The following is an 18160-nucleotide window of genomic DNA, read 5'->3' on the forward strand; positions in this document are numbered from 1 at the left end:
TGAAATAAAATAAAAGGCTGTATTGGACAGCCTTTTATTCTACGTTCAGAGCACGATGATTATTTAGACTTTTTATAAGACTCGTTAAATTCCTTAATTACATCGTCTCCACCAGACTTCTTCCAATCGTTAACGACTTTTTCAAAGCCTGCTTTATCCAGATCTCCTAAAATATACTGATAAGTTGCATCAGTGATTTTTTGGTTAAGAAGCTCACCTTTTTCAGCAAAAGTTGATGAGTCAAGTGCAACTGTTGGGTCATGAATCAAGTAATTTTCATTATCGATAATGAGGTTTTCTGCTTTTTCCTTAGCAGGTAATGTAAATACTCCATCATATCTACCGTTTGTTTTAATTTCGCCAATTTCAAGTGCCTGATATGGCTTCACATCACGGTTTGTCAAATCTTGATCCTCAGATGCTAACGCTCTGCCATCTTGTACTTCATAGTGCTCGCCTTCAATTCCCCAGAAAATGAGGTTAGACAGTTCCGGAGTCATTAATTTATCAAAGAAACCAAGAATACCTTTTAACTGTTCTTCAGTTTTTACAGCTGATTTAGGGAATAACACAACGTTTCCATAACCAGGGATTGCCCATACGCCAAAATCATTATTCGGTCCATGAATGTTATTGTGCACATCATATTCAATGTCAGGGTTTAATTGAACCGCATCCTTATGAAGGCTCACCACGTCAGCCATTGAACCGATATACATACCAGCAGTACCATTTTTAAAGAATGCTTGTTGATCTTCTTTACTTGTTACTGGGAAGTCTTGGTTAATATATCCGTTATCTCGTAGGTCTTTAAAGTAATCCATTGTGTCGTAAAACTCGTCAAACATAAATCTTGGTTGTAATTCCCCATCTTTTTCACCCCATTGATTCGGAGTTCCAAACCAAGATGCTACTGTATCAAAAGCACCATATGCTAAATCAGCGCGATCAGTAAGTCCAAATGTATCATTTTTGCCGTTTCCATCTGGATCTTGTTCTGTAAATGCTTTAGCCATTGCGTAAATATCTTCCGTCGTTTCAGGAGTACCTAGACCTAATTTATCAGCCCAATCTTTTCTATAAATTAGACCTTGACGTGATAATGGTCTTCCTTGATATAAGGAATAAATTTTTCCGTCAACTGCTGTGTTTGCTAAAATTTGCTCATTCAATTTGCTTAAGTTAGGAAACTCATCTAAAAATGGTCCGATTTCCCAAAACTGTCCGTCGCGAATTGCTTCTTTAAATTGAATGAAAGTTGTTTGGTTTTTCAAGAATACCGCTTCTGGTAAAGTTTCTGTTGCAAATGCCGTGTTCAGTTTTTCCTCATAGCTTGTATCCGGAGTCCACTGAATCTTTAGATCAACACCTGTTTTTTCCTCTAACAGCACTTCAATTTTGTCAGATGGCACTTCAGGTGTATGAAGGTTAGCCATAATCGTAAAGCTAACTTTCTCCTCCTTTTGTTCTTTCGGCTTGTCAGAATTTTTATCGCCTGAAGCGCTTTCATTTGAACAAGCAGCAAGGCCTCCTACCCCTAGCATCAAAGCAAGGGATAAGCCTAAAAATTTCTTCTTACTTTTCTTCAAAGTAATTCCCCCTATTTATTTTTTTGTGGTGCACCTTAAATTTATCTCCATGGTATGATGATGTGAATAATCAAATTCTCACATATCCCTCCAACACAGAGTTTGAAAGCACTTTCAAAGATGGTTGTAAGAAAATGATTATCATATTTACAAAACGTTTTGACTCTTTAGCTAAGGGGATTTCTTAAAGGGTGAAGACAAAATATATGCCTTCACCCTATTAGAAGAATCATACCTAGTTTAGTTTTTGATACGCCTCATTAAATTCTTTAATTACGTCATCGCCACCTGATTTCTTCCAATCTGAAATTGCTTTTTCGAATCCAGCTTTGTCGAGATCACCGAGAATATATTGATAGGTTGCATCATGAATTTTCTGGTTCAAGAGTTCGCCTCTTTCTGCAAATGTTGCAGAATCCAGCGGAACTGTTGGGTCATGAATTAAGTAATTTTCATTGTCTAAAATTAATTCTTCAGCCTTTTCCTTAGCTGGCAATGTGAATACACCTTCATATCTGCCATTTGTCTGAGGTTCTCCGATTTCAAGGGACTGATAAGGTTTTACCTCTCTAGTTGTTAAATCAGTATCTTCTGAGGCAAGTGCTCTTTCCTCTTGAACTGTGTAATGTTCTCCTTCAATTCCCCAGAATATTAAGTTCGCAATTTCTGGAGTTGCAAGTTTGTCAAAGAAACCTAGAATTTCTTTTAATTGTTCTTCTGATTTAACAGCCGTTTTAGGGAATAAGACGACATTTCCGTAGCCTGGGATTGCCCATATCCCATATTCACCATTTGGCCCGACGATTTTATTCTGAACATCAAACTCGATATCTGGATTCAGTGTTACTGCATCCTTATGAATACTTACTACATCGGCCATTGATCCGATGTACATACCAGCGGTTCCATTTTTAAAGAATGCTTGCTGATCTTCTTTGCTTGTAACAGGGAAGTCCTGGTTGATATAACCTTTATCACGTAGCTTTTTAATATAATCCATTGTTTCGATATACGTATCAAACATAAATTCCGGAAGAAGTTGTCCGTCTTTTTCACCCCAGCCGTTTGGAGTTCCTAACCAAGATGCTACTGTTTTGAATGCACCATAAGAAAGATCTGCACGGTCAGTAATTCCAAATGTGTCAACCTTGCCGTTTCCATCTGGGTCATCCTCTGTAAACGCTCTTGCCATTTCATACACATCGTCAATTGATTTTGGCGCTTCTAAGCCTAAATGATCGGCCCAATCTTTACGATAAATTAGCCCTTGTCGGGATAATGGTCTGCCTTGGTATAACGCATAAATCTTACCATCAACAGCTGTGTTTTCTAAAATTTGTTCATTTAGCTTACCCAGGTTCGGGAATTCTTCTAAATATGGTCCGATTTCCCAGAACTGGTCATCGCGAATTGCCTCTTTAAATTGAATAAATGTTGTTTGGTTCTTTAGGAATACTGCTTCTGCCAAGGTTTCTGTTGCAAAAGCTGTGTTTAACTTTTCTTCGTAGCTCGTATCTGGTGTCCATTGAATCGTTAATTCAACACCTGTTTTTTCTTCAAGTAGCTTTTCAATTTTTTCAGATGGTACCTCTGGAGTATAAAGATTTGCCATTATTGTAAAACTCGTTTTCCCATCTGGATCTGTTTGTTTAGATGCATCAGAGCTTGCACAACCAACAAGTCCACCAGCTCCAAGCATGAATGCAAGGGATATCCCTAAAAGTTTCCTTTTACTATTCTTCAAAACTAAATACCTCCTAATCGTATTCTTTATTACCTCCTAATCTAGTTCACTTTCATAGTTCCGTAAATAATCAAAATCTTAGATACTCTTATTATACAAGGGTTTGTCAACGTTTACGAGATTGGATTATAAGAAACTGATTACCCATTTATAGGATAAAAATATTATTCTAGTCTAAATATTTTATATACAAATAATAAAAAAGTAGCCACAATCAAAACATTGAGACTACCTTCCACTTCTTATTCCATTTCTTTAAAGGCTAAATCTGCTAGCTTAGTAATTGTCATATCATCCATTGGAGGATTGTGAAGCCCCGCTCTTACATCACGATAGTATCGTTGCAGTGGATTTGATTTGTGGAGACTTTTCGCACCGACGATTCGCATAGCTTTATCGACTACAGAAATGGCACTGTTTGTAGCAATATATTTAGCAAGACCTAATTCTGGTCCAAGTTGACTACGGTCAATTGTCCGGTCCCATTTGTCAGCAATCGAGTACAAAACATGACGAGCCTGTAGTAGCTCTGCTTCCATTTCCCCTACAATACGCCCGACACTTGGTATAGTTCTTATCGGACCTTTTATACTATTTGGCGAGTATTCATTTGCAAATTTCACTGCATAATTTCTAGCTGCAATTGCAATTCCTAAGTAACATGCCGGGATGTGTAGCATCCAACCACTCGGGATTGCTTTTAAATCAGGGGTTAATAATTCAACGAAATCATTTTCTTCAAGTTCTACATTGGATAAAACTAAATCATGACTTCCTGTCCCCCGCATAGATATGGTGTTCCAGGTTTCTTCTATTTCAACTCCAGCTTTTGATCGTTCGACCAAAAACTCACCAACCTGATCTGTTCCTTCTATAGAAGCAATCACACCAATATAATCAAGGATAGGAACCATGGTTGTAAAAGACTTTCTACCTGAAAGAATCCATTTATTCCCTTCCTTTTTTGCAGTAGTTTGAGGCTGCCCGCCTCTAGTGGGGCTGCCCGTTTGAGGTTCTGTTGCAGCACGATTGTATAATGCTCCTTGTAGAACCTGTTGTGCATAAAATGAAAGTTTTTCTTCGCTCCAACGCTTTTTCTCGAATAAATCCATCGTTGCGCCAAGATGCCATCCAATTGACAAAGCAGTTGAGCCATCCCCTACAGCCAGTGTTTCCTGCAGCAATACAAAATCATACAAGGAAAGACCCTCTTCCCCACCATATTCCTTTGGTAAAGAAAGACTCGTATAGCCTGACTTTTTTAATTCCTCAATATTTAATGTAGGAAATTCACCTGATTCATCATACTTCTCAGCTCTCTCGTTAAATCTGTCTGCTAATTCTCTTGCCATCTTATATAAATGTTCTTGCTTCTCTGTTTTTATAAATGAAATGGGCATTTTCACCTCTCCTTTTCGAATACCTTTAATAATTCAATATTAATATTATACTATTCCTATTTGAATTATTAAAAATAGATGCCCCAACCAAAATGACGCCTCATAAGATATTGATTATTTTACCTAAAGAAAAAGCTAGGCAAAACAGGAATAACTGTTTTACCTAGCTTTTCAACTTAGTCTTGGTCATTTTTATCTTCATCTTCTTTGTGCTTTTTATGATGATGCATCGGTATGTATCCATGCTCTTTAGTTTTCTGATAATGTTCATCTAAAAAGTTAAGCTTTTTATCGGCTTTCTCTTTTGGAAGAACACCAAATTCAACGTACTTGTTAATAATCTCTTTTTTGGTTTCAAGTAACTCAAGATAGAGCTCATCAAGCTCTTGTTTCTGCTTGTCAGTAAGCTCTACTTTTGGCTTCTCTGCATCTTTTTCCATTTCGGCATTTACTTGGACTCCTCCTAATAGAAAGAAGCTTACCAGTAAAACAATTCCTGCCATTCTTTTCATATAAATACTTCCTTTCCTCGTTATGTACAAAATTCATTTTTAGTATCCATTATTATCCAAGTTTTATGCATTTCATTTTAATTGCAAAAGGCGGCCTTGATGGCCACCTTTTCTAAGAAGCTTTTTCTTTTTCCTTTATTGACTGTGCTTTTGTTTTCTTCATCTTTGTTCCAATTAGCACAACAGCGATGATCACTATTGCTTCGAACGTATATTTGAGCCATGGATTATCAAAGAAATCCTGTAGGAACGGTTCTCCTACAATCATTTTTGCTGCTGTCCAGGAAAGAATGGCTGCCCCGATTGTAACAATGATTGGAAAACGATCAATTAATTTGATAAACAGCGTGCTTCCCCAAACCATGATCGGAACGGAAATAACTAACCCAGTGATAACTAATGCAAAACTACCATGGGCAGCACCCGCGACTCCTAGAACGTTATCAAGTCCCATTAACGCATCAGCTACAATAATTGTTCTTATAGCTGCCGCAAAGGAGCCTTTGGCTTCTATTTCATGGTCATCTTGTTCATCTGTAAGGAGCTTGAAAGCAATCCATATTAGAAGGATTCCGCCAATAAGGTGTAATCCCGGAAGCTCAAGGAGCCATACTACAGCTAATGTTGCCGCCGCACGAATTACAATTGCTCCAACAGTTCCCCAGATAATTGCCTTTTTTTGCAGTTCCTTTGGTAAATTTCTTGCGGCTAAACCGATTACAATCGCATTGTCGCCCGCTAAGACGAGATCAATTACTACAATTGCAAGTAGAGCTGAAAAAAACTCTGCTGAAAACAATTCCATAAGTAATTCACCTCAAAAATAGGTTTCCCTAAATTACATTTATCTTTTATCTAAATGTTCATTAATTATTGGTATCATTGTTGGAAAAATATATTATAATCGATACAATGATTCATCCACTCAACATATAGTACTAGTAGAATATTTTTTCCTTGAGGAAATGGGGAGTATATTAATGAAGAAGCTAATTCCATTTGGTTACTTTGCATCAATTGTATTAATTTTATCTGGCGTACTTTACTTTTTTGCAGCGAATTGGCCAGATTTTACACGATTTGAAAAAGTTACTCTTGCTGTTGCTGCAATGCTTTTATTTTATTTATTATCGGTCCTTTCCACAAAACTACTATCACATCAAGTATTTTTAGGGAAATGGCTCTTGGTTGCAGGTGCGGTTTCCTTCGGGCTATGCGTTGCATTAGTTGGTCAAATTTACAACTCTCATGCAGATAGTTATGTACTCTTTGTTGTTTGGTTAATACCTGCGTTTCTGCTTGCAATAACAACAAGGTATGCACCTTTGTCTATTTTAAGCTTTGTTCTTTTTCATCTAGCCTATTGGTTCTATATGAATCCCTCATCATATTTTATCGTTCGCACAGATTTTCAGGAGTGGCTCATATTTTTAGTTGTTGCTGTTGTTAATTTAATCCTTTTTATTGTTACATTTACACGATATTTCGGGAATAAGGTCATTCATTACATGTCCTATACCATGACACATATTATGTTAATCGGAATGAGTATTTTCGAATTGTATGAACCATATAGTGGTTGGACAAATGTACTGTACATTGCTTTTGCTGTTATTTCCTATTTCTATCTTGTAACAAAGAAAATTGATAAATATATTTCGATTATCTTATTCACGATGGTTAGCCTTTACGTATGTACAAAAATCGTTGAAATCCCGTTTTTATTTGGGGATGCAATTGGATATCTTGGATTGCAAATAATAGGCTCAATTGTCTCGGTTGCCCTTATTATTGGTGGAGTTCTGCTGGCAAGACATCTATCGTCTAAGCATGCAGAAACTCCAATTAGTCAGGCTATGAAAGGCATCTTAATTGTTATTGTCACACTTATAGGGTCTTTCATGTTTTCGATTAGCTTCGGAGGAGTACTCTTCCTGCTTTTCTCTAGTTATTATCCTACTGTCATTTTGAGTATCTTATTTATAAGTGTAGGTTTATTTGTGAAAAAGCTTGGACCCTATGTAAGAAATACGTTGCTGTTTATCGGTTTCTTCTCAGGTCTACTAGAAGCATTTTTCCTTTCGACGCAGGTCACGATTTTCTTCTTAATCGTATCGGTCATGGTTACATTTATCATGAAGGATGGAATGATTCGATTCCTTAGCTACTCAACAATGATTGGCTGTTCCTTGAATCTTATCTTGGATGAATTGGGACTATGGGCACACTCTGAGGTTGTCATAATAGGTTTTGCTCTGCTAAACGCAATTATCTATTATTTTGTTCGATTCGAAGCTAAATTAAAAAGAATTAGTTCTTTCTATGCTCTGCTCTTTTTCTACGCACTCACTTTTTTAGATAATTTGTTATGGCAAGAAATTTTATATAGTCTCGTGTTTTTTATCATTACCACATCATTAGTCCTTTTCTTCTCACGAAATGATGATATTTTTATGTTTCGAATGACACTTGTTTTCTGGATTGCATTATTTATATCAACTTATTATGATCTTGTTTGGTCACTGGTACACAAATCTCTATCACTTCTAATTATCGGGCTTGTCTTCTTTATGGTCACCCAATTCTTTGATCGAAGGTCCGGTGTTAAAGAAATAAATAATGAGAAGTTTTTTACAAAGAAGCAGTGGAGTCTGATTGGACTTATACTCCTTCTCCAAATAGGCTTTTTGGGTTACCAAATCGGAAGCAACGAATCACTTTTGAAAAATGGAAAAGAAATTACACTCGAATTGGCACCTGTGGACCCACGTTCAGTCATGCAGGGAGACTATGTTATTTTACGTTATGAAATTGCAGAAGTGAATGAACTTAAAAATGTCCATTCTGGAAATCGGGTTTACATCCTCGCAAAAGAAGATAAGGATGGGATTTATCAACGTGAGGAGATCCTCACCTCTATTGACCCTAAAAAATATCAACTCGCCGAAGATGAAGTGCTGATTGCCGGTAAGTACAATGGCTATAATGAAGTTATCCTCGGGATTGAAAGCTATTTTGTAAAAGAAGGAACTGGTTTAGATTTACAGCGTGATGCCAAGTTCGCTAAGGTAAAGATATCGAAAAACGGAAATGCATTGCTTGAAACCATCTATTAAGGGGCCAATGGGCCTCTTTTTTTGATGGAAATAACAATAAAAAACCAATTAATCATGATATAATTTAGTGTAGTACAAAGAGGGGAGATTGGGGATATGTTACATAATCTATATGATGCTTTAGAAAATAAGTACTCTGAAATGGTTGATATTCGCCGTTATTTACATCAACACCCAGAAGTTTCATTTAAAGAATATAAAACAGCAGAATATATCACAAATTATTATAAAAATATGGGTGTAGAGGTTCGCACAAATGTTGGCGGCAATGGAATTGTTGCCAAAATTCACGGTAACAAGAAAGGACCCACTGTTGCACTAAGAGCCGATTTTGATGCACTTCCGATTCAGGATGAGAAGGATGTTCCTTATAAATCAACAGTCCCTGGTGTTATGCATGCTTGTGGCCATGATGGACATACTGCCACATTGCTTGTACTTGCGAAAACTCTTCATGAAATGAGGGAGCAACTTGCAGGAACTGTTGTCCTTATCCACCAACATGCAGAAGAATTCGCACCGGGTGGTGCCATTGCCATGATTGAGGATGGCTGTCTTGAAGGGGTAGACGTCATTTTCGGAACACATTTATGGGCAACAACACCAACAGGAAGTATCGAATACCGTGTTGGTCCAATCATGGCTGCTGCTGACCGATTTGAGATTAAGGTTCAAGGATCTGGCGGGCACGGGGCACATCCACATACAACGAAGGATGCAATTGTTATCGGATCCCAGCTTGTAATGAATTTACAGCAAATTGTGAGCAGACGAGTTGATCCGATTGAATCCGCAGTCGTAACACTTGGCTCATTCGTTGCAGAAAATCCATTTAATGTGATAGCAGACTCAGCTAAACTTGAGGGAACCGTAAGGACATTTAGTGAAGATGTTCGAACTCAAATCGAGCTAGAAATTGAGCGAATTGTAAAAGGAACTTGTATCGCATCTGATTCCTCATATACATATGCATTCCACCGTGGCTACCCTGCTGTTGTCAATCATAAAGAACAAACTGATTTTCTTGTGGAGGCAGCCGAGAATGTCCCAGGTGTTGTGAAAGTAAACGAAACAGCACCTCAAATGGGTGGCGAGGATTTCGCTTATTATTTACAGCATGTGCCTGGAACCTTTTTCTTTACAGGAGCGATGCCAGTTGACGAAACAAATGCTTATCCACACCATCATCCTAAATTTGATATTGATGAAAAAGCGATGCTTATTGCGGCAAAAACATTAGGCACTGCAACCTTAAAATATTTATCCCGCATTAACGGACAGTAATCCCCCACCTTTAAGGTTAGGGAAACTGTCCGTAAAAGCCCGATTGGTTCAACTAACAATCCGTGGGGAATGAAGAACCCCCACTGATTGAAGTTTCACTTTATCGATTGAAAAATCAGAAGAAGCTACAGTATAAATAGGGATTGTAGAACAAATGCTGATGCCTTCCGGCTTAAGTATGTACCGCTTAACAACTATTGCGGTACATACTTTTTTGTTTTCGGCTCGAGTTATGTACCGCTAAACCTTTCTTGCGGTACATACTTACAGATTTTCGGCTCGAGTTATGTACCTCTAAACCTTTCTTGCGGTACATACTTACAGATTTTCGGCTCGAGTTATGTACCTCTAAACCCTTCTTGCGGTACATACTTACAGATTTTCGACTCAAGCATGTACCGCTAAACTCTTCTTGCGGTACATACTTACATATTTTCGACTCAATCATGTACCGCTAAACTCTTCTTGCGGTACATACTTACATATTTTCGACTCAAGCATGTACCGCAAAGACACAACCTAATCAATCATCAAAAAACGCAAGGAATACTGTACTGTCTTCACAGCATCATCCTTGCGTTTTCTTTATTTTAATATTCGTAATCGATAACAATTTTTCGCGGTTTCACCTAAATGATCAAGAAGATTATAATTTGCATAGGCACCAACGACAGCACCTATGCCTGGAAGTAATTGAAGCATTTTCACGAAATCAATATAATCTCGATACTCCTGCTGGAACACTCGCCAGTCCAATTCCACTAATTTATGCTTTTCTTCCTCCCAATTCTCAATAATTGCTAATGTTCTCTTTTTATGCGCATCACTTGAGAAGGCAAGCTGGAAGACCTGCAATACGAAAAGGCGTTCCTCATAGTTTTTTGTATCAAACCCATGAATGGCGGCCACTTCAAATAAGAACTTCATTTTTATTGAGAGAAGCAGTGGGAAATCAGCCAAGGATAATAAAAATCCTCCTGCTCCAGTTCCAGCTCCTTCTGCCGCGGCAGTACGTCTATATACGGTTAACTTATCTTCAATCAATTTTTCTTTAACCTGCAATGCCATTCCTTCAGGATAGTTTCCCTTAGTTGTATATTCCGAACCAACTAAAGTAGCCTGAACCATTTTTTTAATACTTTCCGTAATGACTGTATGGGCTTTATCAGGTATCAGTTGATTTACTTTTGTTTGTGCTTTTTTCGATACACGTTGAAGCATATTTGACTTTTTAATCAGCTTTTTACGCCATTGAAATAATTCCTCTTCCACCGTCAACAAATACGAATCGTTCATGCATCTCTACCCTTCTTTTCGTTTAGTATTTCTACGTGTAAACAAAGAAAAGGTTTCATTTATTAGCCATACTTTCGGTCAAGCTTACGTACCTTCCTTTTTGTATAAATAAATACAAATAGATAGACAAACACAAGTCCTGCTATCAATAATATGAACGTTGTCGTAGTTTTTGCGGTTATTAGCAAAATTACGGTAAATATAACAGATTGAACGACAAGTAGTTGAAATAAAAACTGTAAATAAGAAGCTAACTTGATTTCCTCGCTTATTGGGTATAATCGAACCCAGATTTTTAAGCTATGGTGTCTCCATAATGTAATGAGTTGGTAACCTGTTAAGTAAAGAAATAATATCATGACAAAGGCTTTTCCATATTCAAATGGGACGAAGTAAATGATTAATCCTCCAATAATCGTTAGCCTTACATACATACCCAAATAGTCACTTGTCCGTAAAAATGTACGTGTGTAAAGATAGCGGAATGTGTTCTTCTTAGAGTATGAGATAAATCCTGTAACCCAGTTAAGCCATGCCCTCTTTTTTACTCGTTCCTTTAGTTTCGGAACATCCGTAAACAAATTCGCGATCCGGTAAAAGGTCAGCATTCGTTTTGATTCTAACTCGATTAATGTATTCCATTTTAGCCCCTTTTTTTCAACTGCCTTTTGAAAATAAAGGAGTAAGCCAATCATGATGACTGCAATACTACCGATAAAAAGAATCGATGCGCCGGAAAATAATAAATACATCAAAACGATATTTAAGAACAGCCTGATCACGATGTCTGTGTAATAAGTCGAGCTTTCCGTGTAATGTTGCGTAAACCATGTCATAAGGAGGTTCCATGCTTTAGCCAATAATACAATGATAAAAATCGCTGCTAAAGACGAAAAGGTTTTATCTGTAACTGCAAGATACAATGGTGCTGACACCGCAAATACAATCAACAATAAATAAATTTGAGAAAACAGACTGTACCAAAATGCCTTTTGAAAATAGGGACTTAGCTTCTTTTCAACCGGCAATAAGAAAACAAGGTCAGGCTCTTTCACCAAGGTTTGAATACGACTACTTGTTAAAATGAGTCCTAAAACAAGCGCAATGATAATGGCATACGGAAAATCCTTTGGAACATCCTGCAGCCAAAAATTATAATAGTATGCTCCTCCTCCTCCTAAAAAGAGGAGAGCAATCAATAAATGGTCATTTAACATATAACGTAAATAACGGCTGATTTCCTTAAAATGCTGGATTTGACGCTTACTCCATAATTCTTTGATATCAATCATTTTCTTCTTCCTTTGTTAGGCTGATATATATATCATCAAGTGTAGCGTTCTTCATTTTAAATTGCTGCCTGAGATCTTCTAATGTTCCAGAAGCTTTTACTTTCCCGTTATGTAAAATGATAAAGGAATCACAATATCTTTCAGCTGTCGCTAAAATATGGGTCGACATTAAAATACCTGCTCCTTGATTCTTCATTTTGTTCATTAATTCTAATAAGGATTGAATACCAAGGGGATCTAATCCAACAAATGGCTCATCAATAATGTAAAGGTCGGGCTCAACAAGAAAGGCACACATAATCATCACCTTTTGCTTCATTCCCTTTGAAAAATGGGAAGGAAAGAACTTCACCTTTTTTTCCATTCGAAATTCTTTTAATAAGGGTTGTACTCTTTCTTCAAAAACTTTTTTATCTAACCCATAAGCCATTGCGGTTAATTCTAGATGCTCATAGAGGGTCAATTCATCATAAAGAATCGGTGTTTCAGGAATAAAACTAAACATAGATCGGTAAGCTTCCATATCCTCTTGAATCGTTTTTCCATTGATTCGAATGGACCCTTTTTTCGGCTCCATTAGACCAATGGTATGCTTAATTGTCGTACTTTTCCCTGCACCGTTTAAACCGATTAATCCTACAATTTCACTTTGTTTGACTTGGAAGGAAACATCTTTTAGAACTGGATTTTGTGTATATCCACCTGTTAGATTTTTTATCTCTAATAGTGCCATGTAAAGCTCCCTTCTTACCATTTATATTTCTTTATATCATATCAAAATTTGCTAATTTTACATAGTTAAAAAGTTTGTATAAACGTTTGAGAATGAGCCATACTAATTTTTGAAGAGGGCAAGAAAAAAGCCTTGATGTTAATCATCTACCTGGAATGAGGTGTTTGTTAAAGACAATATCCTTGTTTTAGACGACAGCTTTTTACACCTGTTATAAGGGGATGGTTACTTTGGGAAATGTGAGGGAAAAGTGAGTTCGAAACAAATGACCAAATAGCAAAATAACATTATTTTGTAAATGAGGTGTTTGTTAAAGGCTACCTAGTCGAAATATAAGTCGTAAAAAAACTTATATATAAAAGACAAGGGGATGGTCCGCTTGAACCACGGATTTGACTCACTCCATTAGATAAAGACTTTCATTCCTAAAAAAATGAGGTGTTTATCGCAGATACCGTAAACCTTTTAACTTAAGCCTTCTTCGAGAACAGGATGCATCCTTTGCGATCGCATCCTGTTTCTTCGTTCGAATTATTGTGGACATGAAAATTTTTACATCTTTGAAGCCTATGATAAAATATTATTTATTAAGTGAATTTTGAAAGGAATGGACATAAATGAGTGATTGTATTTTTTGCAAAATTATCAAAGGAGATATCCCAAGTGCTAAAGTATTCGAAAATGAACATGTATATGCCTTCTTAGACCTCAGTCAGGTTTCAAAAGGCCATACACTTGTCATCCCAAAAGTACATAAAGAAAACGTATTCGAATTAACACCTGAAACCGCCCAACAAATCTTTGAAGTTGTTCCATCCATTGCAAATGCAATCAAAAAAGAATTCAATCCAATCGGGATGAACCTTTTACAAAATAATGGTGAACAGGCTGGACAATCTGTCTTCCACTTCCATCTTCACCTCATTCCACGTTATGGAAAAGGCGATGGATTTGGCATCGTATGGAAGTCACATGAAAATCAATATACAGGTGATGATTTACAAAATATCGCTTCATCGATATCAAAAGCAATCCAAAATTAACCGTTACGGGCAAGACTTCACGTCTTGTCTTTTTTTGCGTAATTTCGATATTTTTCGAAAAAATCCACTCTTTTTTTCCCGAAAACGTGATAAGATAGCTTTATTCAACTAAAGCAAAAAGAAAAGCGCAAGGCGCCCGGATTGGGGAACATCGACTAACTACCGCCACGTCCTGTGGCGAACGTCGATGTCAGCACTTCCTCGAAAATGCTATGCATTTTCTTCGTGCGATGATTATGCTCCCGAAGCCTTTCTTGTCCTGTGCAAGTCAAGCATAAGACGAGCGCTGACAGAAGGTGACTTCTACCTTCAGAAGCGATTGGCTAGACCATAGAGCCGATGGCGCCTGTAGCTAGACACAAAAAAATTGGAGGAATCAACAATGCAACGAGCTTACAATTTTAATGCTGGTCCTTCTGCTTTGCCACTAGAAGTCTTAAAGCGGGCACAAGCTGAACTGCTCAATTTCAAAGGAACCGGCATGTCTGTTATGGAATTAAGCCATCGCAGTAAGGAATATGACCATGTTCATCAACAAGCCATTTCTGATTTACGTTCCCTATTACGTATTCCAGATGATTACCAGGTGTTGTTTTTACAAGGAGGCGCTAGCCTACAATTTTCAATGATTCCAATGAATTTTTTAACACCGGGTAAAACAGCTGACTACATATTAACTGGTTCTTGGTCTCAAAAAGCACTTGATGAGGCAAACAAATTAGGCGAAACAAATATAATTGCATCTAGTAAAGAAGAAAAATACAACTACATCCCTGAAATAGACATAAACAACCATTCTACCAACTCTGCTTATGTTCACATTACATCTAACAATACAATTTATGGAACGCAATGGGAAAAGTATCCGGCCTTTACGAATGTTCCATTAATTGCAGATATGTCTAGTGACATTTTATGCAGAGAAATCAATGTAGAACAGTTTGGGATGATCTATGCAGGTGCACAAAAAAATCTAGGTCCTTCTGGAGTAACTGTTGCAATCATTAAGGATTCCTTATTAAATCAAGGCAATAGCAATCTACCAACCATGTTGGATTACAATACTCATGTTAAATCAGATTCTCTTTATAATACGCCACCAACTTTTTCAATTTACATGCTATCACTTGTACTTGAATGGGTAAAAGAACAAGGTGGAGTGCCTGCAATTGAAGCAAAAAACAATGAAAAAGCAGCACTTTTATACCAAACAATTGACGAATCAGATGGTTTCTATAAAGCTCATGCCAAAAAAGGCAGTCGTTCCATTATGAACGTATCCTACACACTTCCGAGTGATGAGATTACGAAAAAGTTTTTAGCCCAAGCGAAGGAAAAAGGTTTTGTTGGTTTAAGTGGACATCGCTCAATCGGTGGCTGCCGTGCATCCATCTACAATGCGATACCATACGAATCTGTTGAAGCACTTGCTTCATTTATGAAGGCCTTTAAATCAGAAAATTAAAACTTTGAAATAGGTTAATAGTCTGATATAATGAAAGATAAGATTTTCGCGATAGGCAATGAGTGCACTATTGGAAAATCCAAAAAATATAGCTTAGTAAAGCTGAGGAGAGATGAGAAATGAATACAAAGGTTTTAGTACTATTATCATTATTAATTGGAATGGGTGCTGTTCTACATGCGGTAATGCCACCGATATACCTTGGAATGAAGCCTGACTTATTATTGGTCATGATGTTTTTAGGAATTATCCTATTTCCAGAAAAGAAATATGTATTGCTTGTTGCACTTGTCGCTGGTGTAATTTCAGCATTGACAACTGGTTTCCCAGGTGGCCAAATTGCGAGCCCATTCGATAAGGTAATTTCAGCATTCGTATTCTATGGTATTTTCATTGCTGCTAGAAAGTATACCAAGTCATTAGTCATGATATGTGCAGTCACTGCTGTAGGAATTCTAGTTTCTGGCATTGTTTTCTTGAGTGTTGCACTTATCGTTGCTGGTCTTCCTGGAACATTTATCGGATTGTTCCTAGGTGTAGTCCTTCCAACAACGGTAATGGGTATAATAGCAATGGCTATTATTTATCCAATTGCACAACAAATCATAAAACGTACAAATTTTACAGTAAGTGCATAATCAAATTTTTTACTGGGTGTTCGACACATTAGTCGCGCACCCTTTTTTTAATTCTAGTGATATCTATTCAAATTTCATCATATAGTAGAAGTAAAAAGTGGGACAAGGAGTGGATTGAGATGTTATCAGTACCGTGGTTTGTATATGTGGCGTTATTTGGAGTTCTTTTTAGTGCATATATGGTGATTCGAACAACGAAAGAGGAAAAGAAGATTGATGACTCGTTTATTGAGCAGGAAGGTAATGTTTACATCGAACGAATGCACGACGAAAAAGAAAGACGCTCAAAACGAATGAATAAACCAGAAGCCATGTAAAAAAAGGTACGTAAAAAGGACCGTTCATCAATAAACGGTCCCTTCTCTTATTCTGCACTTGTAGTATTAAATAAATCTTTAAATTCTTTATCCTTCACTTTTACATCTGCATCCTTAACTGCTTTGTCTAAAGCTTTTTGAAGAGTAGTTCCTGTTTGGTCTGCTTGAAGTAAAGCTTTACGGATTTCATCTTTCTGCTCTTGATCCTTCTTATCGAAGTCTGCAACTGTTCCAGTTACTTTAATAATATGATAACCATATTGTGATTCGATAATATCGCTTGTTTCGCCTTCTTTAAGAGCAAATGCAGTTTCTTCGAATTCAGGAACCATACGTCCTTTTCCGAACCAGCCTAGGTCCCCACCATTTTGAGCAGTAGCATCATCAGAATATTCCTTCGCTACATCTTCAAACTTTTCACCACTATCAAGCTTTGCCTTTGCTTCTTCGATTTTCTTTTTTGCTTCTGCCTTTTGTTCTTCAGTTACTTCTTCACCTGGATTAACAGGAAATTTTGCTAAGATGTGGCTTGCTTTAACCACTTCGCCTTCTTTCACTTCAACGGCATCTATAGCAGCTTTTTCTTTTAGCATGTCAGATTTTAAAAGTTCACGCACAAACTCCTCACCATTTTGCTGAACGATTGCATCAAATTGAGCTCCTAAAGCAGCTTGCATTTCCTCATATTTTGCGTCTAATTCTTTATCAGTTACTTCATATTTCTCAGATAACACTTTTGTATAAACTAAATCTTTAAGGATAACAGCACCCGCTTGATCCTTCATTGCATCATATAAGTCTTCTTTTGTGACGTTTCCGGCTTTTGTTTCGACAAGCACTGCTGAATCGTCGGCGTTGTTACATGCACTTAAGCCAAAAATACCTACTGCCGCCGTTAGAGCAATTATTGATTTTTTCATTATACACACTCCTACTATATCCATTTTTATATGCGGTTTGTCCAAGGCTACAAAAATTACTATAACATACTTTTAAAAGAGAAAGAAAACATTTCTTTAAAGTTATCCAAAAATATAGGACATTCGCACAGTCAGCTAGGCTTTTTGGGAATAGGATATAGTGAACTGAATAAAAGGCTTTTGCCTTCAAAGGTTCAGAACTTTAGGTAAATGTGAAAAAGAATTCCTAAAGGCAAGACAAATGCCTATTCGTTCACAAATGATTTCGCATAAAATAGCGTATTAAGAAAAATGGAGGTGTTATTATGAGTCACGGATACGCAGGTGGATTTGCGCTAATCGTAGTGTTATTCATCCTATTAATCATCGTTGGTGCTGCTTGGTTCTAAGAAAAGAACAAAGTGTAAACCATTAAATTTACACAAATGAAAAAGGATGACCAAACTCCGGTCATCCTTTTTTCCATTTTTACGTAAACAAGACCTCCACATAAGAGGAAATAAGTAAAATGGTAATTAAAATATTAATTGTTCGATATACTTTTGGCTGGCGGTCATCAGGAATTTCTTTTTGCTCACAAAGCCGGAAAGTCATTTGGTTAATGTAAAACAAAATAAATATAGCAAATGGAATATAAAATAAGATCACTCCTAATCCCCCCATCGTCAAATGCGCCTTTAGCATATAAAAATCTTAATAAACCTAGAGTCTTAGCTTTATTTTAGCACCCCTTGTAATCAAATGCGCCTTTGGCGCATTTGCGCCCGATTTTTTTAGGCCCGCACGAGGTGGGTCACAAAGACGTTGCCAC

The 18160-nt window shown here is 37.0% G+C and carries 17 protein-coding genes; 7 read left to right on the forward strand and 10 right to left on the reverse strand.

From position 1 onward, the window contains the following. Nucleotides 1–59: 59 nt before the first annotated feature. The 5 genes from V7112_RS02525 to V7112_RS02545 form a co-directional block, all read right to left on the reverse strand. Nucleotides 60–1544, reverse strand: coding sequence for an extracellular solute-binding protein (locus V7112_RS02525; RefSeq protein ID WP_335415359.1), 1485 nt, complete (start codon nt 1542–1544; stop codon nt 60–62). Between the two features lie 280 nt (nt 1545–1824). After that, on the reverse strand, nt 1825–3288 hold the full coding sequence (locus V7112_RS02530) for an extracellular solute-binding protein (RefSeq protein ID WP_335415361.1): 1464 nt from the start codon (nt 3286–3288) through the stop codon (nt 1825–1827). A gap of 287 nt (nt 3289–3575) precedes the next feature. After that, nucleotides 3576–4733 carry an acyl-CoA dehydrogenase family protein gene (locus tag V7112_RS02535; protein WP_335414954.1) on the reverse strand — a complete coding sequence of 386 codons (1158 nt, stop codon included), beginning with the start codon at nt 4731–4733 and terminating at the stop codon, nt 3576–3578. Between the two features lie 176 nt (nt 4734–4909). Beyond that, nucleotides 4910–5245, reverse strand: coding sequence for a DUF2680 domain-containing protein (locus V7112_RS02540; RefSeq protein ID WP_335414957.1), 336 nt, complete (start codon nt 5243–5245; stop codon nt 4910–4912). A gap of 112 nt (nt 5246–5357) precedes the next feature. Then, on the reverse strand, nt 5358–6050 hold the full coding sequence (locus V7112_RS02545; RefSeq protein ID WP_335414961.1) for a TerC family protein: 693 nt from the start codon (nt 6048–6050) through the stop codon (nt 5358–5360). Nucleotides 6051–6225: 175 nt separating this feature from the next. Between V7112_RS02545 and V7112_RS02550 the strand changes: the two genes are divergently transcribed. After that, nucleotides 6226–8361: a GDYXXLXY domain-containing protein gene (locus V7112_RS02550; RefSeq protein WP_335414963.1), complete on the forward strand. Its 2136-nt coding sequence runs from the start codon at nt 6226–6228 to the stop codon at nt 8359–8361. A gap of 96 nt (nt 8362–8457) precedes the next feature. Further along, the gene (locus tag V7112_RS02555) at nt 8458–9645 is read left to right on the forward strand and encodes a M20 family metallopeptidase (protein ID WP_335414966.1); all 1188 of its coding nucleotides are present in this window, start codon (nt 8458–8460) and stop codon (nt 9643–9645) included. A 585-nt stretch (nt 9646–10230) separates the two neighbouring features. Here the strand turns inward: V7112_RS02555 and V7112_RS02560 are convergent. From V7112_RS02560 to V7112_RS02570, 3 genes are all read right to left on the reverse strand, one after another. Beyond that, the gene (locus tag V7112_RS02560) at nt 10231–10941 is read right to left on the reverse strand and encodes an EcsC family protein (protein WP_335414969.1); all 711 of its coding nucleotides are present in this window, start codon (nt 10939–10941) and stop codon (nt 10231–10233) included. 62 nt (nt 10942–11003) lie between these two features. Beyond that, on the reverse strand, nt 11004–12233 hold the full coding sequence (locus V7112_RS02565) for an ABC transporter permease (protein ID WP_335414972.1): 1230 nt from the start codon (nt 12231–12233) through the stop codon (nt 11004–11006). Further along, nucleotides 12226–12966 (reverse strand): ABC transporter ATP-binding protein, encoded by a 741-nt coding sequence (locus tag V7112_RS02570; RefSeq protein WP_335414974.1) that lies wholly within the window; start codon nt 12964–12966, stop codon nt 12226–12228. The genes V7112_RS02565 and V7112_RS02570 overlap by 8 nt, the downstream gene beginning before the upstream one ends. Nucleotides 12967–13583: 617 nt before the next feature. On the opposite strand from V7112_RS02570, the gene V7112_RS02575 reads away from it, so the two are divergent. The 4 genes from V7112_RS02575 to V7112_RS02590 all read left to right on the forward strand — a co-directional run bounded on the left by V7112_RS02575 (nt 13584) and on the right by V7112_RS02590 (nt 16429). After that, a complete protein-coding gene (locus V7112_RS02575) occupies nt 13584–14009 on the forward strand; it encodes an HIT family protein (protein ID WP_335414977.1) in 426 nt (141 codons plus the stop codon). Between the two features lie 382 nt (nt 14010–14391). Further along, nucleotides 14392–15474: a 3-phosphoserine/phosphohydroxythreonine transaminase gene (gene serC / locus V7112_RS02580; protein WP_335414981.1), complete on the forward strand. Its 1083-nt coding sequence runs from the start codon at nt 14392–14394 to the stop codon at nt 15472–15474. A gap of 119 nt (nt 15475–15593) precedes the next feature. After that, nucleotides 15594–16112 (forward strand): tryptophan transporter, encoded by a 519-nt coding sequence (locus tag V7112_RS02585; protein ID WP_335414984.1) that lies wholly within the window; start codon nt 15594–15596, stop codon nt 16110–16112. 119 nt (nt 16113–16231) lie between these two features. Then, nucleotides 16232–16429 carry a sporulation YhaL family protein gene (locus V7112_RS02590; protein ID WP_335414987.1) on the forward strand — a complete coding sequence of 66 codons (198 nt, stop codon included), beginning with the start codon at nt 16232–16234 and terminating at the stop codon, nt 16427–16429. 47 nt (nt 16430–16476) lie between these two features. On the opposite strand, the gene V7112_RS02595 is transcribed toward V7112_RS02590, so the two are convergent. Then, on the reverse strand, nt 16477–17349 hold the full coding sequence (locus V7112_RS02595) for a peptidylprolyl isomerase (protein ID WP_335414990.1): 873 nt from the start codon (nt 17347–17349) through the stop codon (nt 16477–16479). 305 nt (nt 17350–17654) lie between these two features. Between V7112_RS02595 and V7112_RS02600 the strand changes: the two genes are divergently transcribed. Continuing rightward, on the forward strand, nt 17655–17738 hold the full coding sequence (locus V7112_RS02600; RefSeq protein WP_121447089.1) for a YjcZ family sporulation protein: 84 nt from the start codon (nt 17655–17657) through the stop codon (nt 17736–17738). Nucleotides 17739–17817: 79 nt separating this feature from the next. Here V7112_RS02600 and V7112_RS02605 read toward each other — a convergent pair whose 3' ends face one another. Then, nucleotides 17818–18012, reverse strand: coding sequence for a hypothetical protein (locus V7112_RS02605; protein WP_438823853.1), 195 nt, complete (start codon nt 18010–18012; stop codon nt 17818–17820). Nucleotides 18013–18160: the final 148 nt, after the last annotated feature.

The sequence above is a fragment of the Bacillus sp. JJ1566 genome, from assembly GCF_036962685.1.
GTDB lineage: Bacteria > Bacillota > Bacilli > Bacillales > Bacillaceae_L > Ferdinandcohnia.